This window comes from Methanococcus voltae PS, from assembly GCF_024807035.1.
Lineage (GTDB): Archaea > AGJL01 > Methanococci > Methanococcales > Methanococcaceae > Methanococcus > Methanococcus voltae.
Genome location: NZ_JANUCQ010000001.1, coordinates 266488 through 289836, shown reverse-complemented (window position 1 = coordinate 289836; position 23349 = coordinate 266488). Strand labels below are relative to the sequence as shown.

General features: G+C 28.7%; 25 protein-coding genes and 1 tRNA gene. 13 read left to right on the top strand and 13 right to left on the bottom strand.

Annotation, left to right across the window (positions count from 1 at the left end):
• Positions 1-34 precede the first annotated feature (34 nt).
• The gene (locus tag M2325_RS01435; RefSeq protein ID WP_209590261.1) at positions 35-880 is read right to left on the bottom strand and encodes a protein translocase subunit SecF; all 846 of its coding nucleotides are present in this window, start codon (positions 878-880) and stop codon (positions 35-37) included.
• A gap of 374 nt (positions 881-1254) precedes the next feature.
• On the opposite strand from M2325_RS01435, the gene M2325_RS01430 reads away from it, so the two are divergent.
• On the top strand, positions 1255-2580 hold the full coding sequence (locus M2325_RS01430) for a TldD/PmbA family protein (RefSeq protein WP_209590260.1): 1326 nt from the start codon (positions 1255-1257) through the stop codon (positions 2578-2580).
• Positions 2581-2684: 104 nt separating this feature from the next.
• Here M2325_RS01430 and M2325_RS01425 read toward each other — a convergent pair whose 3' ends face one another.
• The 6 genes from M2325_RS01425 to M2325_RS01400 form a co-directional block, all read right to left on the bottom strand.
• Positions 2685-3932: an LL-diaminopimelate aminotransferase gene (locus M2325_RS01425; protein WP_209631610.1), complete on the bottom strand. Its 1248-nt coding sequence runs from the start codon at positions 3930-3932 to the stop codon at positions 2685-2687.
• 146 nt (positions 3933-4078) lie between these two features.
• On the bottom strand, positions 4079-4942 hold the full coding sequence (pheA, locus tag M2325_RS01420) for a prephenate dehydratase (protein WP_209590256.1): 864 nt from the start codon (positions 4940-4942) through the stop codon (positions 4079-4081).
• 26 nt (positions 4943-4968) lie between these two features.
• Positions 4969-5736 carry a class I SAM-dependent methyltransferase gene (locus M2325_RS01415; protein WP_259050622.1) on the bottom strand — a complete coding sequence of 256 codons (768 nt, stop codon included), beginning with the start codon at positions 5734-5736 and terminating at the stop codon, positions 4969-4971.
• A gap of 85 nt (positions 5737-5821) precedes the next feature.
• Positions 5822-6118 (bottom strand): hypothetical protein, encoded by a 297-nt coding sequence (locus M2325_RS01410; protein ID WP_209590252.1) that lies wholly within the window; start codon positions 6116-6118, stop codon positions 5822-5824.
• Between the two features lie 205 nt (positions 6119-6323).
• A complete protein-coding gene (locus M2325_RS01405) occupies positions 6324-7307 on the bottom strand; it encodes a methanogenesis marker 2 protein (protein ID WP_259050620.1) in 984 nt (327 codons plus the stop codon).
• Between the two features lie 199 nt (positions 7308-7506).
• Positions 7507-8754, bottom strand: coding sequence for a phosphoglycerate kinase (locus M2325_RS01400; protein WP_209631612.1), 1248 nt, complete (start codon positions 8752-8754; stop codon positions 7507-7509).
• 418 nt (positions 8755-9172) lie between these two features.
• On the opposite strand from M2325_RS01400, the gene M2325_RS01395 reads away from it, so the two are divergent.
• Entirely contained in the window at positions 9173-9679 is a 507-nt protein-coding gene (locus M2325_RS01395) for a hypothetical protein (protein ID WP_209590241.1), read from the top strand.
• Entirely contained in the window at positions 9679-10245 is a 567-nt protein-coding gene (locus M2325_RS01390; protein WP_245314045.1) for an adenylate kinase family protein, read from the top strand. The genes M2325_RS01395 and M2325_RS01390 overlap by 1 nt, the downstream gene beginning before the upstream one ends.
• A gap of 34 nt (positions 10246-10279) precedes the next feature.
• Here the strand turns inward: M2325_RS01390 and M2325_RS01385 are convergent, their stop codons facing one another.
• Both M2325_RS01385 and M2325_RS01380 read right to left on the bottom strand, forming a co-directional pair.
• Positions 10280-11701: a tripartite tricarboxylate transporter permease gene (locus M2325_RS01385; RefSeq protein WP_259050616.1), complete on the bottom strand. Its 1422-nt coding sequence runs from the start codon at positions 11699-11701 to the stop codon at positions 10280-10282.
• Positions 11702-11783: 82 nt separating this feature from the next.
• Positions 11784-12413, bottom strand: coding sequence for a hypothetical protein (locus tag M2325_RS01380; RefSeq protein WP_209631613.1), 630 nt, complete (start codon positions 12411-12413; stop codon positions 11784-11786).
• 509 nt (positions 12414-12922) lie between these two features.
• On the opposite strand from M2325_RS01380, the gene M2325_RS01375 reads away from it, so the two are divergent.
• The 5 genes from M2325_RS01375 (at position 12923) to M2325_RS01355 (ending at position 16180) form a co-directional block, all read left to right on the top strand.
• Complete coding sequence (locus tag M2325_RS01375) at positions 12923-13378, top strand: cytochrome C (RefSeq protein WP_209590236.1); 456 nt, start codon at positions 12923-12925, stop codon at positions 13376-13378.
• A gap of 164 nt (positions 13379-13542) precedes the next feature.
• The gene (locus M2325_RS01370; RefSeq protein WP_209590805.1) at positions 13543-14013 is read left to right on the top strand and encodes a YeeE/YedE thiosulfate transporter family protein; all 471 of its coding nucleotides are present in this window, start codon (positions 13543-13545) and stop codon (positions 14011-14013) included.
• A 250-nt stretch (positions 14014-14263) separates the two neighbouring features.
• Positions 14264-14857, top strand: coding sequence for a putative Se/S carrier protein (locus tag M2325_RS01365; protein WP_209590234.1), 594 nt, complete (start codon positions 14264-14266; stop codon positions 14855-14857).
• A 168-nt stretch (positions 14858-15025) separates the two neighbouring features.
• On the top strand, positions 15026-15874 hold the full coding sequence (locus tag M2325_RS01360; protein ID WP_209590804.1) for an NAD(P)H-hydrate dehydratase: 849 nt from the start codon (positions 15026-15028) through the stop codon (positions 15872-15874).
• 231 nt (positions 15875-16105) lie between these two features.
• Positions 16106-16180, top strand: a tRNA-Ile gene (locus M2325_RS01355).
• A gap of 338 nt (positions 16181-16518) precedes the next feature.
• Here M2325_RS01355 and M2325_RS01350 read toward each other — a convergent pair.
• Positions 16519-16908: a hypothetical protein gene (locus M2325_RS01350; RefSeq protein WP_209631615.1), complete on the bottom strand. Its 390-nt coding sequence runs from the start codon at positions 16906-16908 to the stop codon at positions 16519-16521.
• 26 nt (positions 16909-16934) lie between these two features.
• Positions 16935-17585 (bottom strand): translin family protein, encoded by a 651-nt coding sequence (locus M2325_RS01345; RefSeq protein WP_209590231.1) that lies wholly within the window; start codon positions 17583-17585, stop codon positions 16935-16937.
• A 690-nt stretch (positions 17586-18275) separates the two neighbouring features.
• Here M2325_RS01345 and M2325_RS01340 point away from each other — a divergent pair.
• The 5 genes from M2325_RS01340 to M2325_RS01320 all read left to right on the top strand — a co-directional run bounded on the left by M2325_RS01340 (position 18276) and on the right by M2325_RS01320 (position 22198).
• Positions 18276-19277 (top strand): 50S ribosomal protein L3, encoded by a 1002-nt coding sequence (locus tag M2325_RS01340; RefSeq protein WP_209590230.1) that lies wholly within the window; start codon positions 18276-18278, stop codon positions 19275-19277.
• 163 nt (positions 19278-19440) lie between these two features.
• Entirely contained in the window at positions 19441-20202 is a 762-nt protein-coding gene (gene rpl4p, locus M2325_RS01335) for a 50S ribosomal protein L4 (RefSeq protein ID WP_209590229.1), read from the top strand.
• A gap of 244 nt (positions 20203-20446) precedes the next feature.
• A complete protein-coding gene (locus M2325_RS01330) occupies positions 20447-20707 on the top strand; it encodes a 50S ribosomal protein L23 (RefSeq protein WP_209590228.1) in 261 nt (86 codons plus the stop codon).
• 203 nt (positions 20708-20910) lie between these two features.
• Positions 20911-21636 carry a 50S ribosomal protein L2 gene (locus tag M2325_RS01325; protein WP_209590227.1) on the top strand — a complete coding sequence of 242 codons (726 nt, stop codon included), beginning with the start codon at positions 20911-20913 and terminating at the stop codon, positions 21634-21636.
• A gap of 79 nt (positions 21637-21715) precedes the next feature.
• Positions 21716-22198: a 30S ribosomal protein S19 gene (locus M2325_RS01320; RefSeq protein WP_209590226.1), complete on the top strand. Its 483-nt coding sequence runs from the start codon at positions 21716-21718 to the stop codon at positions 22196-22198.
• Positions 22199-22314: 116 nt separating this feature from the next.
• Here the strand turns inward: M2325_RS01320 and M2325_RS01315 are convergent, their stop codons facing one another.
• A complete protein-coding gene (locus M2325_RS01315; protein WP_259050614.1) occupies positions 22315-22515 on the bottom strand; it encodes a hypothetical protein in 201 nt (66 codons plus the stop codon).
• A gap of 98 nt (positions 22516-22613) precedes the next feature.
• Positions 22614-23300 (bottom strand): NADPH-dependent F420 reductase, encoded by a 687-nt coding sequence (gene npdG / locus M2325_RS01310; RefSeq protein WP_259050613.1) that lies wholly within the window; start codon positions 23298-23300, stop codon positions 22614-22616.
• Positions 23301-23349: the final 49 nt, after the last annotated feature.

Here is a 23349-nt window from a genome sequence, read left to right as displayed (position 1 = left end):
CAACTTTATAACCTAATTAATCTAGTTAACTTAATTATTTAGATTTTTTAAGTTCTGTAACGTAATATCTCAATATTCCTACGTTTGTTACCCAAGTTAACATTAAATCCGCAATTAAACCAATTAATAAAACTATTGAAATATCTTTTAACATTTCAGCTGCAGGAACTATGTATGAAACTACAAGGTATAAAACCGCCATTGCCACAATTGTGGTTATAGACATTGTCATTCCTGTTTTCATTGATTGATTAATTCTATTTTCGAGAGTATCTGATTTTCTCTTTAAAACTCTTGTTGTTAACATAATGTCCGTATCGACACTGTAACCAATTAACATTAATAATGCTGCTATTGTTGATGTTGAAATAGGTATTCCAAATAAACTCATACCGCCAACTGCAATTACAATGTCAGACGCTGCTGCCAAAATAACCGCGAAACTTGGTACTGGAGTTCTAAATATTGCATAAACAACAATTGCCATAAATAAAAATGCAAATCCTACTGCTTGGAAACCTTGGCTCCAAAAGTTACTACTTAAAGTAGAACCGATTTGCTTTTCAGTATATTGTAATTTTGATAAATCATCCGTATTTAATGCTGTTGCCAGTGAATTTCTCAATCCATCTATGTCAACATTTGTTCCTGCTTTTACATCCAAATATTGGGCAGAAGAAGACGTTGATATCTTAAAATCTACATCAGGATATTGTTTTTCTAATGAACTATAGTCAAAGTTATTAGGTACGATTACAGTTATTTCAGTACCCCCGCTAACGTCAATGCTCTGATTTAAACCATTTACTGAAACGAAAACGACTGATAAGAGTGCTAAAATTACCGGAATAACCGTTAATACTTTATAATTCTTGTACATAATGCACCCTCCGAATTTTAAAAATTCTGATAAGTGATAATTGAGATATATATTATTTAAATATATATGAATAAATTTCAATGGGTATTAATGATTTTTAAATATAATTCACTATAGCTTAGTAAATCAACCATAATATAGGTACAAATTTATAATTAATTTATAATTAATTTATAATTAATTTATAATTAATGTATGAGTTATATATGATTGATGTATCATCAATAATATAATCAATATAATTTGTAATAAAATATATAAGTATTTATTATATTCGGGATAACACTATTTTATGACATTATAATTCAAAAATAAAATCATATATATTATGAATAAAGATATTTAAGATATATTTTAAATTGATGGGTGCGATTATGGAAAAGCTCGATAATATAAACTTTTGTAAAAAATTTGATAATTTAGACAATACTATTGATAAAATCATAAATATTGCTGAAAAAGAAGGATATGAAGCTGATATTTACATATCTAAAGATGACGACTTCAGTGCAGAATTAGAAGGCAAACACTTGGACAATGTAGAAACTTCAAATAGTTTCGGTATAGGCGTACGTGTTATAAAAGACGGTAAAGTAGGTCTTGCATATAGTACCGTAGAAAATCCAGAGATTATATACAATGCTATGGCAAATCTTGTAAGTGATAACTATACAGAATTACCAGTCCCTCAAAAATACAAAAGCCCTAAAGGAACATTCTTTAAAGAATTAAAAGAATTTAACCAATCTAAAATCCTCGAAGATGTATTTTATATGGCTGAAGAGTTAGAAAAAAATGACATTACTTCAGTGGGCGGGGGAGTCTCCACAGGCTATGGATACAGTAGACTTGTTAACACTAATGGTGTAGATGTGGAAGAAGAAGGTACTTATTATTCTGCATCTATTTCAGGAATAAAAGAGGGAGAAACTGCTTATGAATATATAACTAAAAATAACGTATTTAATGTAGATGTTATTTCAGATTATGTAATCAATATTCTTAAAAATACCAAATCAATTAAAGAAAGCTTTGAAGGAAACATTGTTCTTAGTCCTCGAGCTTTATACTCTTTATTATCATATACTTTAATCCCCGCATTTAATTCCGAAAGTGTACAGAGAAATAGGTCAATGTTAGCAGGAAAAATCGGAGAGCAAATATTTGGCGAAGATATATTTATTTATGATGATAGTACGCTTGATAATGCACTTTATTCCTCAAAAACCGATGATGAAGGTAGCCCAAGTGAAAGAACCGCATTGGTAGAAAATGGAGTATTAAAAAGCTACTTATACGATATTAAAAGAGCAAATATCGAAAATGAATCTAAAGAAGATGAAAATGAGTATGTTAAAACCACAAGTAACGCTTCAAGAGGATATTCAAGTTTACCAGGTATTTCAAGTTCAAATATTATAATTAATCCAGTTGAAAAGATTGAAGAATTAGAAAAATACCTTTATGTTAACTCACTGATAGGTACACATACTTCAAACCCAATTACGGGAGACTTTTCCGTGGAAATTAGCAATAGCTACATTGTAGATAAAGGGGATAAAATACCAGTTAAAAAAGGTATGCTTTCTGGAAACATTTTCGAAATATTAAAAGAGGCAACTCCATTGGATAATGTGGAACAAAGAGGTAAATTAATATCTCCAGCGTTAAAATTCCAGGGAAAAACAATTATTGAATAATATTGATAATATTATAAAAAAATAATTTAAAAATAAAAAATAAAATATTTTTATTTTATTCTTAATTTAATAGTAATTTAAGTTTAATTTAATCCTATTTTTAATTAGAATACGAATTCAACGTCAGATAATCTTCTTTTTACTTCGTTTAAAATTTCATCTTCTTTTGTTTCGGAAAGTTTGCCGTCTTCGAACGCGTCAAAGCAAGCTGCCATTCTTATGTAACTTCCGACGTCATCCCAAGGTACTGTTGAGATTAATTTTTCTTTAATGAGGTATTGTGAAAACTCTTCTGCGTTTTCAAATTTTGCACCGTCTTTTGTTCCTACTGGAGCTTTTACGTAGAGGTAGAAGGTTCCACCTGGCATTTGTGCGTTAAAACCTAATTCTTTTAACATATTTACCATTTTTTGTAATCTTCTTTCGTATTTTGCTCTTGTAGCTTCGGTAATTTCCGGATGTCTTAAACAGTAAATACCTGCTTTTTGAATAGGTATGAATTGACCGCTGTCGTAATTATCTTTAACAGCTGCAAAACCTCTTACGATTAATTCGTTACCTACTACAAAGGCTAATCTCCATCCGGTCATATTGTAAGCTTTTGAAAAACTGTGTATTTCCACACCCACGTCCTTAGCTCCTTCTACGGATAAAAATGATAGTGGTTTTTCACCGTATGTTAATGCTGCGTATGCTGCATCCTGTACTATCAAAATATTATTTTCCTTTGCAAATTCAATTGCTTCTTTGTAGAATTCAACTGTTGCTTGCGCACCTGTTGGGTTATTTGGGTAGTTTATGTATAAAATCTTAGCTTTTTGCTTTATATCTTCGGGTATGCTTTTTAAGTCAGGTAAAAATCCATTTTCTTCTTTTAATTCTAAGTTGTAAACTTCCCCACCGTACCATTTTGTATGAGTTGCTGTTACGGGGTAACCTGGGGTAGTCATCAATGTAACATCTCCTGGATTAATAAATACTGATGTAATGTAAGCTAAAGCTGGTTTTGAACCAATTGAATGAATTACTTCAGTTTCAGGGTTTATTCCAGTTACGCCGAATACTTTTTCCATGTACGCTGGAATTTCGTCTTTTAAAGCTTGAGTACCGTTGTCGGAGTATCCTCTGTTTTCTGGTTTTTTTGCTTCTTCATAAAGAGTTTCGATTACTTTTGCGTCTGCCATTTCGTCCGGCTCTCCTACGCCCATGTCAATTAATTCAACGTTAGGGTATTTCTTTTTAGCTTCATTTTTGGCTCTTTTGATTTTTTCGAATTTATAAATTACATCTTCTTTTCCAAAGTTATTGCCACCGATTCTGTCTGCAAAAAGATTTTGAATATAACTTTCCATTTTAACACCAACAAGTTGTTTTTCATACATATTTAGTTATCCTATATAAAATATATGTATAAATTTAAAGTAATGAATTTATAAAAAAATAAAAAATTAATTAAGAATATATTAAACTAAAAAAGAAATAATAATAATAATAATAATTATAAAACAAAATAAGTACCTAAGTATACTAATTTAGAAACCCATTTGTCTAATTTATCGAATAATTCATCCATATTTTCATAATATTCAAAGTCCATATAAAATACATACGTACCTAATTTTGTTTTAGAAGGTCTAGATTCAATTCGTGATAAATCAATATTAAGCTTTTTAAATTCTCCCAATACGTCGTATAAACTCCCTGCTCTATTTTCTTTCAATTCCAATATTACAGTGGACTTTACTTTTTTTAAATCGTCTATTCCAAAGTTAATATCTTTTATATATTCCTTATTTTGCTTTTTTGAAATTAATAAGAATCTTGTTTGATTATTCTTATAATCCTGTATATTTTTATCTAGTATGTTTAAATCATATATTTCAGCATTGGCCTCCGAACAGATTGCAGAAAGCTCTTTATCTTGCTTTTCTGCAATTGTTTTTGCTGAAAGTGCCGTACTTTCCATTGTTTCCGTTACCCAGTGATTAGAATTAATATAATTTCTACATTGTGCTAATGCCTGAGGATGGGATAAAACTCTTTTTATGGTATTTTTATTAGTTGATGTAGAAACTAAAGCATGTTCTATATTAATATCTATTTCTGCTAATATATTGACGTTTGTTTCCATCAATAAATCTTGGGTTAATGTTACTGAACCCTCAATGGAATTTTCTGAAGGAACTACCCCATAAACTAGTCTATTGTCTTCGCATTTTGAATTCTCTAACTTTTCTAATTTTTCAAAGATTTCATTTATAGAATTACAATATATAATTTCTTCGGAATTTTTTAAATGTTCTGCAAATAATTTAGCCGCTTTTTCACTATAACTACCCATAGGTCCGAGACAATATATCATGGTTACACCACATTATAATAAATATTTTATTCCTTTTTTAGCTGAATTAATAAAAATTGACCATTTAAATTTAATTTTGAGCTTAATTTAGATTTGGATATTTTATCATTATATTTTAAAGATAATTTAAGTACTTTATTTAATAAAAAATTTGGTAAAATCTTAAAGATTGGGTGAACAAAATAAAAAGTTTCAAAGTGTTCAATTTTTAAAGTTGAAACATTGCAATTTGATTTATTATAATTCGACAGATAATTTTTAAAAGTTCCCAAATTTAAAAGATTGTGTTTTACCTTCCAATCTGTGAAAATATCCTCATTAAAGAAAGAATCTTTGTTTACAACAATTATTAATGCCGTACCATCTTTTTTTAATAGCCTTGTTAGTTCATTTAAAGCTTTAGTTACATTTACGTGTTCTAAGACGTTTATACATAATATGGTATTTGCAGATTCGTTTTTTAATGGTAAATCTTCTATATTAGCACATAAAAGATTATTAGAATTTATATTAGTATTATTTTTAAAAATATCCAACAAATGTTTGGAAAAATCTATATATAAAGTATCTGAATCTTTTGTAAGATTATAAAAAGAACCATACCCACAGCCACAATCAATTATTGGTTCTTTCAACTTTAAAGTACCATTTTGCTTGTTTTTATTAATTATATTAAAAATAAGGTCTTCTTCGTGTTTCATTATACTTTTTACGTAACTTGGGTAGTTTTCCACCTTCCAATTATCGTAAAAATCTTTTACATCTTTAGAATCATTTTGGTCTTTAGTACTCATAATCTCACAAATAATATACTATAATATAAATTAAATGTTAAATATTAAATATTATATAAAAATATAGAAAATTAAATAGTTTAATTTAAATTACTTCACATTTTAAGCCATAAACTATAGTGCCTTCAGGGAATAAATTTTTAATTTTATCAACTATTTCGTCCCTATTTTCATCAGATATTGTTTCATCATCTGCTAATTCTTTGTCTAATGAAAAGCCCGTCCTATGATAATAGGTATTTTCCATTATCATCGCCACTTCGGGGAATTCTAACGAAACTACCCTAGATTCTTCGCCTAAAATGCCAACAATATCTTTTAAGATATTTTCAAAATCAATTATTTCTTTGTTGTAAAAAACACCGTCAATCATCAATTTCATAAAATCACCGAAATTTAGATATTTTAAAGTATACTCGTTGAGTTATAATTATTATAAGAATAATTTAAGACATATTTAATTAAATCACAAGAATTTACAAACTATATTAAAAATAAAATAATAATATGTTATAATATGTTATAATATGTTATAATACGTAAAAAATTAGAGAATATAATTGAAAATTATTTTAGTATGTTTTATATTAGCAACCGCATATATATTCTTTTTCAAAATCATATAATAATTCTTTATCGTTTTTATCATTTGTTATGTAGTATTTTTTATCAGCCTTAACTTCCCCACATACTTCAGCGGTGATGTTTACATCTTCTAAAGTACGTTTTAATCCGTTAACATTGCTTTCATCGGTAGTAAATACGAAAGCACTACCGGGGTACATATTTAACCATTGTGACATTGGAATATCGTCATTTCTTGGTATTTTGTCCACATTTACTGTTGCGCCTTTCTTTGAAACTTCCAAAAGCATTCCTAAAGTACCCAAAGCTCCAGGATTACTTATATCTTTACAAGCGTTTGCAAGCTTATTTTCCCCTACGTCTACTAATGACTTTAATTGAGACCTTACAAGTTGCTTAGATTTACTAGAAGTTGTATCCCAGTTTAAAGAAAAGTCTTTGTGTGCTTTTCCATCTATATCATAAGCGAAAACTATTTTATCGCCTACTTTTGCAGAATCGCTCCTTAATACGGAATCTTTCCTAACCGTACCAGTTATTGAAATGTCTAGGACGTTACATTGTGCATCTGGATGGGTATGTCCCCCTACTACAGGAATGCCAAATTTTTTAACACCATCTTTTAAACCTTTTAAAAGGTCTTTTCCCATTTCCAAGTTTTTTATGCCGATTATGTTTGTCATTCCAATTGATTTACCACCCATAGCTGCAATATCATTTGCATTTACTAGAACAGAACAATATCCTGCCCAATAAGGGTTTTTTTCCAATAATTTTCCCCATATGCCATCAGCTGCCAAAAGAATTGCGTTTTCATCATCATAACCGATAATTGCCGCATCATCCCCAAAATCAGCAATGATTTCGAAATCATAATCACAGTCTGCCGTATTAAATTTAAAATTATTAACAACATTTTTTATTTCCTTTTTACGAGTTACCCCTTCAAAAGTCTTTACTAAATTAACTACGCTTTTTAAATCCATATAAAATCGCCCAATAATATTTGATAATATCCGATAATTAAATATCTAAATAATTAAAATTAATTAGTCATTAGTTATTGATTATTTTATCTAATATTCTTTTTTTCTTATTATTTATTAACCTATTGATTTAAGATAAATCTAAAAACTTTAAAATTTAAAATTTTAAATTTTAAAAATATGAGGTAAAAAAATAACATTAATTATTATTGTATTTTTCGTAAGAAGCCCTTAAAAGTTCTATAACAGGTAACTTTTTGCCAGAAAGGTATTCGATACATGCCCCTCCACCTGTGCTGATGTGGTCGATTTTGCGTGAAAGTCCTATTTTTTCAGTTGCTGCAGATAAATGACCTCCGCCAATGATTGAAAAAGCTTCTGAATTAGCTATGCTTTCAATTAATGATTTGGTACCTGCCATAAAGTTAGGGTCCTCAAATACGCCTGCAGGACCATTTGCTACAATGACTCTTGCATTTTTCAACTCTTTTTCATAAATTTCCATTGTTTTCTTACCCATGTCAAATATCGGGTAATTTATAGAGTCGTCTTCATTTAATTCTCGTTCTACTCTTTCGTTGTTGATGTTTAAAGCAACGTCTACGGGAGTCAATATTTTGTTTCCATATTTGATTAATAATCCTTTTGCAATGTCTATTTGGTCTTTATAGCCCATTTTTTCAATAGTATCAACATTAGCGCCTATATCATAACCTTTAGCAGTTAAAAATATATTTGCTACGATACCACTTGTTAAAACTTTGTCTGCGATATCTTTTTTAAGAACGTTATCGATGACTTCGATACTATCGTCAGCTTTAGCGCCACCTACTGCATATACACATGGTTTTTCAGGGTCATTTAATGCCTTATTCAAACTTTGCAATTCTTTTTCTAAAATCCTACCTGCCAACATTGGCATGTAGTATGCAAAGCCTACTAAAGAAGGTTGAGCCCTGTGTGCTGCTGCAAAAGCGTCGTTTATAAAATAATCAAAAAAAGGTGCCAATTTTGAAATTGCAATGGTATTTGCTTGTTTTTCAGGGGTTATATTTTCCCATTTCTTCCATTCTGACATGACTTCTTCTGCTAAAAACCTGAAGTTTTCAAGCATTAAAATCTCGCCACTTTCTAATTTTTTGATTTCCTCGATTACATTAGTACAAATTATTGAATCGATAAATTTTACAGGATAGTTTAAAACTTCAGATAATTTTTTTGAGTGTTGCTCAAGCGATATATAGTCATTTTTACCAGGTCTACTTTGGTGTGCGATAATAACTATCTTCGAACCTTTTTTAACTAAATCACATATTGTATCTTTACAAGCCTCTATTCTTGTAAGGTCGGTTATTTCCTTTGTTGAAGGGTCGATAGGGCTATTAATATCTACTCTTAAAGCTACAGTCTTATTTTTTAAATCAAAGTCATCTATCGTATAATACATATTATCGTCACCAATTACTCTATTATATTTTTTTGTATCTTTGTATCTTTGTATCTTTATTTGTTGTATATTTTGTGTTTCTAATCGTTTTTAATTTCGTTTTTAATAACATTCGCCATATTAATTTATGTTACTATGATATACCATTATAATAATTAAATCACTTATATATAATTATGTAGAATTTATAAAATTTGTAAAATTTGTAGAAGTATATTAAAATAAGATTAAAGATTTAATATTTTAATTTATACTCCGTATGATTTTTTAATAATTATAAAAATTCAATCAAAAAAGATATATAAAAATAAACATAAATGATATATTGATTTCAAAAAAATTAATAATATAATCACATAATACTAAAAAAATGGGCATATATATAAGTTATTTAAATTCTAACCTTAGGAGGTTGAATATGTTAAGAAAAATAAAAAGAATATTTGTTGGCAATAAAGAATTACCTGCTCAAGTACCTATAAAAGAGGAAGAGTATGTTATTTACGGAGACAAGAATAAAGAATTAGCAACAAAATCTGAAGAAATCCCTAAGCAAGCGATGATAGTAAGTGAGGAAGTAAAAACAGAAATTCCTGAAACAGTGACTGTCCCTGAAGAAAAAATAAAAATTGTAACTGAAAAAATAAATCCTAAAATGATAATAGCAAGGATAAAATCGCCTGAAGACTTTGAATACCTTAAAGATAGACTCAATAGGGAAATATATGACGTATTTATTATAAATCTTGAAGAAGTTCCTATTGAAGCTATTATTAAACAATTCTCAGACTTTAGAAAATACCTTGAAACACTGGGCTATAACTTAGGTGGTTTAAGCGAAAATATCATATTAGCGTATAGAGATGAAGTAGATTTGGATAAATACGTTTCAGATGCTATTGGTAAAAAAATGGTGGAACAATAATGATTGCAATAACTGGTACGCCAGGTGTTGGAAAATCAACTGTTTCAAAAGTATTTTGTGAAGTACAAGACTGTAATTTATATGATATAACCAAAATTGTTAAGGAAAATGGACTATATTATGAAAAAGATGAATTTTTAGATTCTTATGTTGTTAATTTCGATAAATTAAAAGAATTTTTTGAAAAGGAATTTATTTCCAATGAAAAAAATAAATCAAATAAAAGTGTTGTTATTGAAGGGCATGTTAGTCAACATCTTGAACTTGATTATGATTATATAATCGTACTAAGGTGCGAACCTAAAATCATCGAGGAAAGACTTAAAAAAAGAGACTATTCGGAAAGTAAGGTTCATGAAAATGTTGAAGCAGAAATAATGGACATTTGTTTGATTGAAGCATTGGAAAGAGCTCAAAACAATGAAAATATAAAAATTCATGAAATAGATTGTACAAACAAAAAACCGGATGAAGTAGTTAAGGAAATAATTACTGCAATTTCCACCAATAATTTAACATATGGAACTGTTAGTTGGCTTGAAATGTACTTTGATTATTTACAATAATAATTAATTTTTTAAGCCTATTTATCTTTATTTTTTAAAAATTTAGTATATAAAATAAAATTGTCGGATAAATTAAATACGACATTAGTATTGAAGTATTTACTCTTTTATATAAACATAATAACCCCAAAACGGTGGATATAATGAATATTAATAAATTATAAATCATATTCTGACTTAAAAATGTCAATAAAATAATAATTATCAAAATTCCAACCAATAAATATCTATATATTTTTTTAGAGTTCATTTTACCGTTAGTTTTTAATAATATTTTTGAAATAGCTTTTGAAATTTTTAAAAGTATTATAAAACTTAAGGCTGTAGAAATCAACATAGCACCTAAAAATTTAAAAAGCTCCAAATCTATATTTAAATTTTTTATTAGTTGTGCGGAACCACTCCTACCAACGCCGATAATCATTAATGCCCATATCGATAACATTTCATTTGATACGACAATCGCTCCTTGAGATACCAAAAAGTTTTCTAGGCTTTTTGATTGTTGATTCTCTTTAGTCAATAGGTCATCGTTTGATAACGAGGTTGGGGCTAATTTATTATCGCCACTTGCAATTAAATTGTGTATATTATGTACTTTTTGTAAAAATACCGCCAAGAAATAATTTATTTGTGAACCACCGAATGCAGGAATTGCGATTCTAAAAAATCCTCCTATTGTGCCCAGTAGCGAATAGTAAATATAGTTTAAAATGACCCTTTTTTCAAATTTTAAATTACTGCCATTTTGGAGTTTACTATTTTTATTAATTGTATTATGTTTAGACTTACGCCCGTAATTTCCAAACAAAATATTATGAATTAAAATTGGTAATCCAAACATTCCTGTAAAAACCAAGGTTAGTGTAATATCAAATGAAGGATTAAACGATAATGTATAAACACCTAACAAACCAGAACATATTGAAATTATGGTTGTCCACAGCTTATTTTTTTCTGTTGAAATTGCCAAAATTAACATGATTGTTAATATATATCCCATATAATTTTTTAATCCATCGTAAACGTTTGAAATGATTAAATAAATATCTATATTATTATTGCTAATAAATTCGAATAGTGAAACTAACGAAAATAAGCATAATATAATTATACTTGATAATAAAACACTCAATAATCCACCTAAACCTGATAAAAAAATACCTTTATGTGCATTTCCATGTTTGACATACTTTTGTAGTGTATTTACGGAAACTGCTGTTTCCGAATCTGGAATTCCAAAATAAGCGGTTGGGACATAATTTATAAAATAATGTGCGATAACCCAACCAATTAAAAAATAAATTATCAAATTGGTATCAATAGCATATTCGTAAATTAAAAAAGCTATAGTTGGCAAAAAAAGGTTTGGATGAATTCCAATACATAAACCGGTGATTATTCCACAGAATATACCTGCTAAAATACCCAATATTTGAAATAATATAATATACAAGATTTTCACCGGCTTAATTTAGTAAAGAGTTATTGTGTTTAATTTAATTAATTATTAGCTATTATTTATTAGTTATTAGTTATTACATAATATTAGAATGTGATTTACAATAACTACAGAGTTTATAATCTTTATATGCACTATTTACATTTGAAATATTGAAATAAGTTTTATTTATTATTTTTTTACCGTATGGACAATTTTCTAAGGTATGATATACTTTTGAAGAAGATTTTGAACTAAGATATACCAAAATTGATGATTCATTTTTGTTACAGGTCTTATTAGAATTATTAGAATTATTAGAATTACCGATATTTTTATTGGTGTTATTATTCGTATTATTTGCTTTGGAAATTATTTTTAAGTCATTCGTATTTTTTATATAAATTATTTTGTAGCCCATATAATTATTAATTTTGCCAATAACTTCAATATTATCGCCCAATGATATATTACTACTATATACGTACTTATTATATGTGGGTTTTAAGTTATTTTCTGGATAGAGTATTAATGAATTTTTATAGTCCCTATTTTTCAAGTCGTTCATAAAATTTGTATATTCATCATTTTGGCATATTTTTATCTTATACGTGGATTTTTCAGAAATATAATCTAAAAAATATACCGTTCCAGTAGTTTTTACATAATCTCCAGAGTTTAATTCAGATATAATTTTTACATTGGGTTCTATAGTAATATTAATCAATAAAAAACCGGATAAAATCATTATAACACATAAAAATCTTATAAAATTATTATTCATAAGCACCAGCATCTAAAAATTTATTATTTATTGAGTATTACCTCTTATTTATTATCTATTGTTATTATCTATTTTTTAATTCTAAATTATCTCTTTTATTATATATTATATTTTTGTTGACATTAAAATATACATATAAGTATGCCAAAAATTTATAGGATTTAATATGCCCTATAAAATATATTAATATATCTAATATCATTTTATATATTAGATTTACTAAACACTACTTTTATATATTATATCTGCAAAAATATTATTTGGCTATATTTGTTAAAATAACATGTATACAATATAAAAAATAAATAGTTTTGATGAGTCTATTGTCGAAATATTGAATTATATTAGGAAATTTAATATACTTATTGATATTAAGTTAATTAATACTAAAGTATCATTCGATATATAAATTTCAATGAATTATAATGTTAAAAAATTTATAAAGTGAAAAAATGAAAATTACACCGGGAAAAGTTGGATTATTTGCAGGATTTTCAGCAATAATATTGGAAACTATGTTTAAAGTTACGCCACCACCAGCATACGGTTTGTGTATTGCATGCCACACGAGAGACTTAACAAACTGGATTGTTAATAACGCACTTGGTACCTCATTAGGTATGGCACCTGTTTCAAAATTAATCCCCGTATTAACAGTGATTGGCGTAATCATAGGGGCTTTAGTAGCTGCAAAAGCAAATAACGATTTTAAATTAAGAACTACCCACAATATGGCTGTAGGGTTTACATTAGGTCTTTTAGTTATGAACTTTGCATTATTAATGGGAGGATGTCCTGTTAGAATGGCTTTAAGAACTGCCTACGGAGATATGATAGCGTTAGTAGGTTTAGTCTTTATAGCAGTCGGAGTATACCTAGGTACAGAATTTTATTTAAAAAAGGCTTAACTACTTATTAGTAGTCTTATTTTAAGTTTTAAATCATAATTTTCGATATTATAGATTAATATTGGTTAAAAACGTAATTCTTAAAAATATAGAATAAAAAAGTAAATAAAAAAGTAAAATTTCAAAAAAAAATTTCAAAATATGGTGAAATAATGTCAGAAGTTATAAACTGGCTTCCAGCAATTGGAACATTAATATTCGGAGCCATTCTTGGATACCTCGGACAAAGGTCTGCACTCTGTTTCTGTGGTGGTATCCGGGATATGATATTAATCAAAGATAGCTGGCTATTTAAAGGTTTAGTTGGATTTATTGGAGGAGCTCTTGTAACTGCAATAGTATTTAGCTTATTAGGACAATTACCTACATTCCCATGGGTAATTACAAAAGGACTTACTGCAATACCTGGGGATGCTGCAGGTAACTTAGGATTAATGCCTCACTTGATAGTTACTGTTATTGGAGCTCTCGGTGTTGGTATCATATCAATTATTCAAGGTGGATGTCCATTTAGAAACTTAGTTATGGCTGGAGAAGGTAACAAAACAGCTATTGCTTACGTATTTGGTATGGCCGTAGGAGCAGTTATATTCCACCAATGGGTTTTAGCATTGGTTCAATCGATTTTAGCATAAATCTAAAATTTGTTGAAAAAATTAAATTAAAGCATTAAATTAAATAAAAATACCCTATTTTATTCTTTTTAAACCATGAATTTGTAAAATTTCGTAACTTTTTTATGAACAATTATTCCTACGATATGAGATAAAATAGATAATATTAATAGTATTAATATATACTACGGTAATGTACTAAAATATAGTTGATAAATATAATATATTGAATTTAAATATATGGTGTACCATTTGCCATTTGGTGAAACTTATGATACTTAAAAAATTAAAAAATATCGTGTCAAAATCCGAATCGAAAGATAATAAAGATGATAATTCCAAAAATAAAAAAAGTGAAAAATTATCGGGAAAAGGATTATTAATTTTTAAAAATGTTAAGGATACAATAAACTCTGAAAAAATTCTTAAAAAGAAAAATTACGAGATTAAAGTAGTTGCACCCCCTGCAGAAGTTAGAGAAGGCTGTGATTTAGCACTACAGTATGAAATAATAGAAAATATTGAAATAATACGAGAATTAAAAAATAACGGTATTGAAGTAGTTAAATCGATTTCTCTTGAAGAAACTATGTTACAACCAATTGAACTTGTAAAAATTAAAAAAATTGGAGACCATACGATGTATAGGTCAGGTAATATGAAAATAACCTTGGATAAAAACGGCATAATATCTAATATTTCAGGAGGGGGTTGCCCTGATGTGCCCTATTTAACAATAAATTTGATGAATAAACATATCTCAAACATTCCTGAAAATGAGTATCCTAAAGAATTGGGGTATTCTTTATGTGCATACACACTTCATAAGGCATTTGAAAAAGCTAAAAATCATAAAAAAAATTAGAATAATAATCATAAAATTCAACATATTGTGTAAACATATTGATTAAAATAAATTAAATAATATATATTATTCATATATTATGTATAATGTGTAATCAATTATATCGCAAATTTAAAATATATCTAAAAGACATGTGGGGATATCATGGAAGATAATAAATTCTCCGAAATGGTTATTGCAGGAACTATACCTATCAAAGGGTTGGGACTTACAAGAGGGAACGTTGAAATTTCTTTTGATAATATAAGATTCTACAATGAAAACATTCCCGAAAATACTGTTCAAATACCTATTTCAATGGGTACTGCCACACTAGTGGCGTCTTGTTACAAAACACTTCAATATTTTAATAGAAGTAATGAATTAGTTGCAATTTTAGCTGGCGATATTGGAGATGGTGAAGGTAGCACCAAAATATATGAAGAAATCAGCAGATTAAACAACAAATTCCTCATAGTACATTATATAAAACCTAAAATATCTGAAATAACGAAAATTGATTTTGAAAGAAATTTCGTGGTTGGAGATGCAGGTGGAATGTACGCAGGGAAAGCTGCAGGCATAGGCGATGAATTTAAGTTATTTTTACCAGATGTTGGGGAATTAGCATTTTTAGCCGATAAGGATTCATCACATCCTGCATATGTTAGAGGTTTTATATCTGAAGTCGACGACTTAGATGTAATTAAATTAATAAAAATGGCATATGAAACAGGTAAGATGCCTGAAAATATGGTAATAAAAGGCGAAACAGACTATATTGTCCAAAATGGAGAAATTATAGCCACAGTTTCAGAACCAAAACACGCTGCTATGGAATGTATCGGAGGTACGGGCGATAACTTAACAGGCATTATTTCGGGGTTAATTTACTGCGGATATGAAATATCTGAAGCTTGTACGTTGGGTTGTATGGTAAACAGAGAAATTGCAAATATGGTTACCCCTACTCCAGATACTAAAATCAATGAGATAATTGAAGCCATACCTGATGCTTTGAATAAACTTATAGACTAAATTATATTAAAAATTATAAATTAAAATATTAATATAAAATTATAAAATTCATATTTTTTTAGTTGAATTATAAACTATTTGTAAATTAACTTAAAAATTCTTTATTTTGTAAAAAAACATTAAATTTAAATTTATTAATGATAAAAAGCTTTATATAGTATAAGCGCATAGTTGAATTTGCGTTTAAGATGAAAGGTAAAACAAGAAATCTTAAATCATATTTAGAACATTAGGACAGTGGCTCAGCCTGGTTAGAGTGCTCGGCTGATAACCGAGTGGTCCGGGGTTCGAATCCCCGCTGTCCTACTTTTTATTTTAGGCAAATATATTTATAGATTTAAATTTATTAGTTTATAATTTATTAATTATATTTAGACTAATTAGTTTTGAAGGATAATAAATAAACTTATAGGGGAATTAAATAGTTAGATATCTTACAAATAGATAATTATTAATATAATAAAGTTATATGCTACTGTATAAAAAAATAATAATCTAATAAGTAATTAAATAATACTAACATACTCTAACAATAGCGTAAATACTAATATATATTAAGGAACACCCCTATTTTTTGATACAATCCCCCCTTAAATTTTTTTATTTTAAAAATGATTAAAAAGTTAAATATTATATATTCTATTTTAAAAATTGCTTAAAAGATATATAAGTTCTGAAACACTTATAATACCTGTTAAAAGTGCCATTAACGTTAGAGTTATAAGAACGACATTTAAAACTACGAATCTAATTAAATATGTAATAATTGCTTTTTTCCAAGTTGTTTGAGCTTCCTCTTTTATTAGATATACGATTACCAATACACCGCCAAATAAACCAACGAATGGTACGAACATTAACAATATAGAAGCTATTGAGCTATATATAGAAATTTTTAACGATTTTAAAAAGTTTAAATCTATTTTTGTTAATTTTGCACCTGCTAATGTTGAAAGTGTATCTATAAGGGTGTATCCAAGTACTAAAAAGATACCTAAAACTCCCATTATTGAGACTATATACAGTATATCCATCTTACCCCAATTCTACGATTTTAATTTTATTTCTGTAATTTTTTTAATTCATTTCTCAATTTTAAATTTTCAATAAAATTAACAAAATCACCGTTTGTTTTTTCCACCAAACTTCTTGAAACATCTTGTTTTCTTCTCAAATTGTCAATAACGTGATAGTAATCAAATTTCATAATAAAATCGTATAAGATTTCCATTGTTTCGTTATAAAATTCTGCATCATCTTTATTATCTTTAGAAATGCAATCCAAAACTTTTCTACGGAGCTCCCCTATCGTGTCACATAAACCCAAAATATAACTTTCTTTTGACAAAGTTACACATTCTTCTTTTAATTCCGCGTATGTTGGTATTTTTTTATATGTTGTTATTAAATGGTATGCTTTTGCCTCAACGTATTCTTGTTGAGGGGTACCCAAATATTTTTTAAACTCCGGAAACTCTGTTGTATGAGCATGTAAATTGTTTAAATCTGTTGTTAATTCATCAAATGATACTTCTTCGTCTTTTTGAATTTTTCTAATAATTATTCCGCAATTTCTTACGATTTCCCTTGAAAGTTTTAATATTTTTTCTCTTTTTAAATCTTTATTTTCAAAGAAATTTACAAGTTCTTCTTGATTTTCAAAATTATTTGAGTTCTTTAAGTTTTCTAAGTTTTTTAAGTCTTTTTCCAAAATAACACCTTTATATTATTTTTATTCTTATTTTTAAGTTTTTTGCGTATTTTTTAAATATTTTATAACTTATCAGATATTAGGGTTATGATATTATGATTATATTAGTAACTTACGATACTAAAATTTATATAATATATTTACAGATATTTATATCTCAATTGCAATTATGTTTTAAGTTTATTTATATATTTATTTTCAACTACTTTAAACAAATTAGAGAATAAATTAAGAATATTTTATAATTCTATCTAAATAATCTATATTATAGATACAGATATTATCTAAATATTAACATAAAAATTAGAATTAGATATTGTATAATCCTTTTGAGTAAACTATATATATTGTGATACTCTACATTGATAGAGCAACTATATGGAAAACCTGAAAAGGCGTGAGCCATTAATAGGTTGCTTTTATTTTGCAATATTTTAAATATCTATATTATATAATATGTTAAAATATTTGAAAATAAACTTTCAAAAACTTAAAACACTTTAAAAGGCTAATTATAAATTTATTATAGTGATTTAGCCGATTGCTGTATACTTTATAGGTGTAAACACGCGATTTCATCGATATTGAAATATCGTATAAGTATGCAGTAATATCAAAAAGTAAATAATAACAATAACTGACGATAACCTAATAATTACACTATGGGGTTAATTATAAGGAGGTTAGAATATGGGTATGAAAAAAAATAGACCTCGTAGAGGTTCTTTAGCATTTAGCCCAAGAAAAAGAGCTAAAAGAATCGTTCCAAAAATCAGGTCATGGCCTGCTGACGAAAAAGTGAGACTCCAAGCTTACCCTGTATATAAAGCTGGTGTAACACATGCTTTATATGTTGAAAACAACCCAAAAAGTCCAAATGCTGAGCAAGAAGTAGCATCCCCTGTAACTGTTTTAGAAACTCCAAATATCACAATTGCTGGTATCAGAGTTTACAAAAAAGATACAAACGGATTAAAAGTATTGACAGAAGTTTGGGCTCCAGAATTAGACCAGGAATTAGCAAGAAAATTAACTGTTGCTAAAAAAGAATTGAAATCAGTTGACACATTAGACTCATTAGTTAACGAAATCGTTGACGTAAGAGTTATTGTAAACACAGTTCCTAAAGAAACAGCAATTGCTAAGAAAAAACCTGAAGTAGTTGAAATTAGAGTTGGCGGTAGCACTGTTAACGAAAGATTAAACTATGCAAAAGGTATCCTCGGTCAAAAATTGTCAATCAACGACGTATTTGAAACTGGAGAAATCATCGATACAATAGCTGTAACCAAAGGAAAAGGTTTCCAAGGTTCAGTTAAAAGATGGGGCATCAAAGTACAGTTCGGTAAACACCAAAGAAAAGGTGTAGGTAGACACACAGGTTCAATCGGTCCTTGGAGACCAAGAAGAGTTATGTGGTCAGTACCTTTACCTGGTCAGATGGGTTTCCACCAAAGAACTGAATATAACAAGAGAATATTCAAAATTGGTGCAGAAGGAACAGAAGTTACACCTAAAGGTGGATTCTTAAACTACGGTGTACTTAAAAATGGATACGTTTTAGTAAAAGGTACCGTTCAAGGTCCTGCTAAAAGATTAGTTATGTTAAGAGGAGCTATCAGAGCACCAGTTGACAAATTCGGATTACCTGAAATTACATACATCAGTACCGAGTCAAAACAAGGAAACTAATCGGATAACGTTTCGTAGATAAAAATGAATAGAAAATAAAAAAATTGAATTATAATTGATATAATTAACTATAATTGAATTATTTATGGGATATTCATTAATGCTAAGAAGAAAATTCATTAAATCAATCACCTATAAATAAAACACGAGCAGGTGTAAATTTATGAACGCAAAAATATTCAACTTAGATGGTTCTGAAAAAGGAGAAGTAGAAATACCATCCGTATTCAACACCGAATACAGACCTGACTTGATTAAAAGAGCTGTAATTTCATCATTGACCGCAAAATTACAACCAAAAGGTTCAAATTTATTAGCTGGTCACAGAACTTCTGCTAAATCAATCGGTAAAGGTCACGGTAGGGCAAGAGTAAGAAGAACCGCTCAAGGTGGTGCAGCTTTCGTACCTCAAGCAGTTGGCGGTAGAAGAGCACACGGGCCTAAAGTAGAAAAGATTTTATTAGAAAGAATCAACAGAAAAGAAAGATTAAAAGCTTTACAAAGTGCTATTGCTGCAAGTGCAAACGTAGAAATTGTAAAAGCAAGAGGACACATCATACCTGATGTTCCAGCATTACCTTTAATCGTAAGTGAAGAATTCGAGAGTATTACCAAAACAAAAGATGCTTTAGAAGTATTCAAAGCTTTAAAATTAGATTCAGACTTAGCAAGAGCTAAAGACGGTATCTCAATTAAAGCCGGTAGAGGTAAATTAAGAGGAAGAAAATACAAAAAACCAAGAAGTGTTTTGGTTGTTGTATCAAAAGCTTGCGATGCTGTTAAAGCTTCCAAAAACGTTCCAGGTGTTGACGTAATCACAGCTGATGACTTAGGTACTATGCACATAGCACCAGGTACTGCTGCAGGTAGGTTAACCCTTTGGACTGAAGGAGCTATTGAAGCATTAAAGGAAAAATTCGAATAATTATCCTATTTAAATTTAATAATCTATTATTCGATTATATATCAATGGTTAAAAATTGCAAATTGCAACAAGTTGAATAAATCTAATAATTGTTAGGAATATAAAATAAAATAGAATAAATTAATAGAATAAAATCTAATAAGATATTCTATATTTAGATTATAAGACTATAAAATTAAATTAGATTTGATTTGTCTTAAAGTTTGCAATTATTTGGTCAAAGTAGACTTTGAGGTGAATGGCAATGGATGCCTTTGACGTAATTAAAACACCTATTATCAGCGAAAAAACAATGAAACTGATAGAGGAAGAAAACAAGATTGTATTCTATGTGGAAAGGAAAGCCACAAAAGAAGACGTTAAAAAAGCTATGAAAGAGTTATTCGAAGTTGAAGCTAAAAGCATTAACACCGAAATAACACCGAAAGGACTTAAAAAAGCTTACATTACATTAAAAGAAGAATTTGATGCAAGTGAAGTAGCTGCAAACTTAGGTATTTACTAATTTTACTTAGCATTTTGCAAACATACGAACAAGGAAATTCAGATAATTCTATCCACAATAAGCGATGCAACCCGCAATGTTTATTAAAAGATGAAAACTTATTGAATTTCACCCTATGTGGTAAATCCTATCGTAAAAGATGAAAACAAGTAAAATCAGATTACTCAAACACACACTTGTAGATACAATCGATGGTGATATAAATGGGTAAAAGACTAATATCCCAAAATAGAGGTAGAGGGACTCCTAAATACACATCCCCATCTCATAAAAGAAAAGGAGCTGTTAAATACAGGTCATACGACGAATCAGAGAAAACCGGCAGTGTTGTAGGTGCTTTAATCGACGTATTACATGACCCTGGAAGAAGCGCTCCTGTTGGAAAAGTAAGATTTGAAAATGGTGAAGAAAGATTAGTTTTAATCCCTGAAGGTAAAAAAGTTGGGGATGAAATTGCTTGTGGTATCAGTGCAGAAATCAAGCCTGGTAACGTATTACCTTTAGCTGAAATACCTGAAGGTATTCCTGTATACAACATTGAAACTATTCCTGGAGACGGTGGTAAATTAGTTAGAGCTGGTGGTTGCTATGCTCACGTTGTTTCACACGACGTAGGAAAAACTATTATCAAATTACCTTCCGGATATCCAAAAGTTTTAAACCCATCATGTAGAGCTACAATCGGTGTAGTTGCTGGTGGTGGAAGAAAAGAAAAACCTCTTTTGAAAGCAGGTAAGAAATTCCACGCTTTAAGTGCTAAAGCTGTTGCTTGGCCAAGAGTTAGGGGTGTTGCAATGAACGCAGTAGACCACCCTTACGGGGGAGGTAGACACCAACACACAGGTAAACCTACAAGCGTTTCAAGACACACATCACCAGGTAGAAAAGTTGGTCACATAGCTTCAAGAAGAACTGGTGGCAAAAGATAATTGCGCTAATCAGTTAATCATTTATGCTTAAGATTAACAATTATAAAATAATTGATTATTATTACTAAGGTGAATAAACATGGCCAGACAAAAAAAGTTTAGTGGAAAAGGCGGCAAAAGAAAAAAGTCAACTAAACAAAATGTGGCTCCTAGAAGAAGAGTAGAATTCAAATACAAAGGATACACATTAGAACAGTTGCAAGAAATGCCTGTAAAAAAATTCATGGAGATAATTCCTTCAAGACAAAGAAGAACTATGAAAAGAGGAATTACTGCAAACCAAAGAAAATTGGTTATGAAAATTAAAAAGGCAAGAAAACTCGTAAATAGAGGAAAAGAACCAAGAGTTATCAGAACACACTGCAGAGACTTTGTGATTACTCCTGAAATGATTGGTTTATCATTCGGTATTTACAACGGTAAAGCTTTCAAAGAAGTAAAATTAGTTGAAGAAGCTATTGGTAGATTCATTGGTGAATTTGCACCAACAAGAGCTGTAGTTCAACACGGTTCCCCAGGTATGGGTGCTACAAGAGGTTCAATGTTCGTACCTATTAAATAAGGTACTTACATACCCAAATCTTTATTTTTTCAATTTTTAAAAACAAATTAAAACTAGTAATATATTTTAACATAAAAAGAACTATTTTATCAAAAATTAAAAAAGAATATTTTTTATTAGATTGGGTTTTCACTATTATCATCTTTTTTAATAAATTCGGACGATAATATTATTAAAATAATTCCTATAAAATACCATAGAATTATATCAAATCCTATTTGGGGAATGAATATTATTGATAAGGGTATAAATAATATCCCAAAATTCATGTATTTTTCTAAAAAGTTATCTAGTTTTTTATTATCTAAGTTAAACATGTTTATCACAAATCAATTGATATTTTCAAAAATTAAAAAATAAAAAATAAAAGTAAAAATAAATTAAAAAATAAAAAATAAAGAATTATAGATTAACCTTATAAATCTAAACCTGTTATTCTTAATCCTGTTCCTTTAGCCTTGTATTTTATATTTAATTGAACTAAAAGTGGAGTTATCTGTTCGATGTATCTTGAAATTTCCAATTTTCCACAGTCAATTCCTCTAACACCATTTATTGTATTTGCAAGTTCTACAACAATTTTGTTTGCTTCTTTATCGTCACCTGCAATTAATACGTCACAATCGATTGGGTTTTCTAAATCGCATAAACACTTGTGGCATACATTGTGGAAACCACTTACAATAGTTGACCTTGGTAAGTAAGCTTGTACCATTTCAGCCACTGAACCTTGTGGACAAGTTATAACCCTTGTAGGTTTGTCTCCGAATGCACTTGCTAATGGAACCATTAAAGAAACTACAATTTTACCTTCTAAGACTTCTTTTAAATCTTTTAATGTTGAAATTGTGTATTCAAAAGGTAATGATAAAATTACTACGTCTGCTTCTTTTGCAGCATCTAAATTTGTCATTGCGTTTATAGTTATTTTCGAAGTAATTGATTTTAAGGTATCTAAACGTTGCATTGCTTCTTTTGCAGCTTCCATTGCTTTTTCTTCTTTCCTTGAACCAATGATAACTTTATTATTTTCGTTCATTGCAAATCTCATTGCAAGACCCAATCCTTGGTCTCCAGTTCCGCCCAATATTGCTACTTTCATAAATTTCACCGATTAATCTTTTTACTTAAAATTAAATTAAATTAAATTA

What these genes read in the sequence shown, in the direction of transcription:
- M2325_RS01435 (WP_209590261.1), bottom strand. Translation starts at nt 880, where the DNA reads ATGTACAAGAATTATAAAGTATTAACGGTTATTCCGGTAATTTTAGCA.
- M2325_RS01430 (WP_209590260.1), top strand. Translation starts at nt 1,255, where the DNA reads ATGGAAAAGCTCGATAATATAAACTTTTGTAAAAAATTTGATAATTTA.
- M2325_RS01425 (WP_209631610.1), bottom strand. Translation starts at nt 3,932, where the DNA reads ATGGAAAGTTATATTCAAAATCTTTTTGCAGACAGAATCGGTGGCAAT.
- pheA (WP_209590256.1), bottom strand. Translation starts at nt 4,942, where the DNA reads ATGATATATTGTCTCGGACCTATGGGTAGTTATAGTGAAAAAGCGGCT.
- M2325_RS01415 (WP_259050622.1), bottom strand. Translation starts at nt 5,736, where the DNA reads ATGAGTACTAAAGACCAAAATGATTCTAAAGATGTAAAAGATTTTTAC.
- M2325_RS01410 (WP_209590252.1), bottom strand. Translation starts at nt 6,118, where the DNA reads ATGAAATTGATGATTGACGGTGTTTTTTACAACAAAGAAATAATTGAT.
- M2325_RS01405 (WP_259050620.1), bottom strand. Translation starts at nt 7,307, where the DNA reads ATGGATTTAAAAAGCGTAGTTAATTTAGTAAAGACTTTTGAAGGGGTA.
- M2325_RS01400 (WP_209631612.1), bottom strand. Translation starts at nt 8,754, where the DNA reads ATGTATTATACGATAGATGACTTTGATTTAAAAAATAAGACTGTAGCT.
- M2325_RS01395 (WP_209590241.1), top strand. Translation starts at nt 9,173, where the DNA reads ATGTTAAGAAAAATAAAAAGAATATTTGTTGGCAATAAAGAATTACCT.
- M2325_RS01390 (WP_245314045.1), top strand. Translation starts at nt 9,679, where the DNA reads ATGATTGCAATAACTGGTACGCCAGGTGTTGGAAAATCAACTGTTTCA.
- M2325_RS01375 (WP_209590236.1), top strand. Translation starts at nt 12,923, where the DNA reads ATGAAAATTACACCGGGAAAAGTTGGATTATTTGCAGGATTTTCAGCA.
- M2325_RS01365 (WP_209590234.1), top strand. Translation starts at nt 14,264, where the DNA reads ATGATACTTAAAAAATTAAAAAATATCGTGTCAAAATCCGAATCGAAA.
- M2325_RS01360 (WP_209590804.1), top strand. Translation starts at nt 15,026, where the DNA reads ATGGTTATTGCAGGAACTATACCTATCAAAGGGTTGGGACTTACAAGA.
- M2325_RS01350 (WP_209631615.1), bottom strand. Translation starts at nt 16,908, where the DNA reads ATGGATATACTGTATATAGTCTCAATAATGGGAGTTTTAGGTATCTTT.
- M2325_RS01340 (WP_209590230.1), top strand. Translation starts at nt 18,276, where the DNA reads ATGGGTATGAAAAAAAATAGACCTCGTAGAGGTTCTTTAGCATTTAGC.
- rpl4p (WP_209590229.1), top strand. Translation starts at nt 19,441, where the DNA reads ATGAACGCAAAAATATTCAACTTAGATGGTTCTGAAAAAGGAGAAGTA.
- M2325_RS01330 (WP_209590228.1), top strand. Translation starts at nt 20,447, where the DNA reads ATGGATGCCTTTGACGTAATTAAAACACCTATTATCAGCGAAAAAACA.
- M2325_RS01325 (WP_209590227.1), top strand. Translation starts at nt 20,911, where the DNA reads ATGGGTAAAAGACTAATATCCCAAAATAGAGGTAGAGGGACTCCTAAA.
- M2325_RS01320 (WP_209590226.1), top strand. Translation starts at nt 21,716, where the DNA reads ATGGCCAGACAAAAAAAGTTTAGTGGAAAAGGCGGCAAAAGAAAAAAG.
- M2325_RS01315 (WP_259050614.1), bottom strand. Translation starts at nt 22,515, where the DNA reads ATGTTTAACTTAGATAATAAAAAACTAGATAACTTTTTAGAAAAATAC.
- npdG (WP_259050613.1), bottom strand. Translation starts at nt 23,300, where the DNA reads ATGAAAGTAGCAATATTGGGCGGAACTGGAGACCAAGGATTGGGTCTT.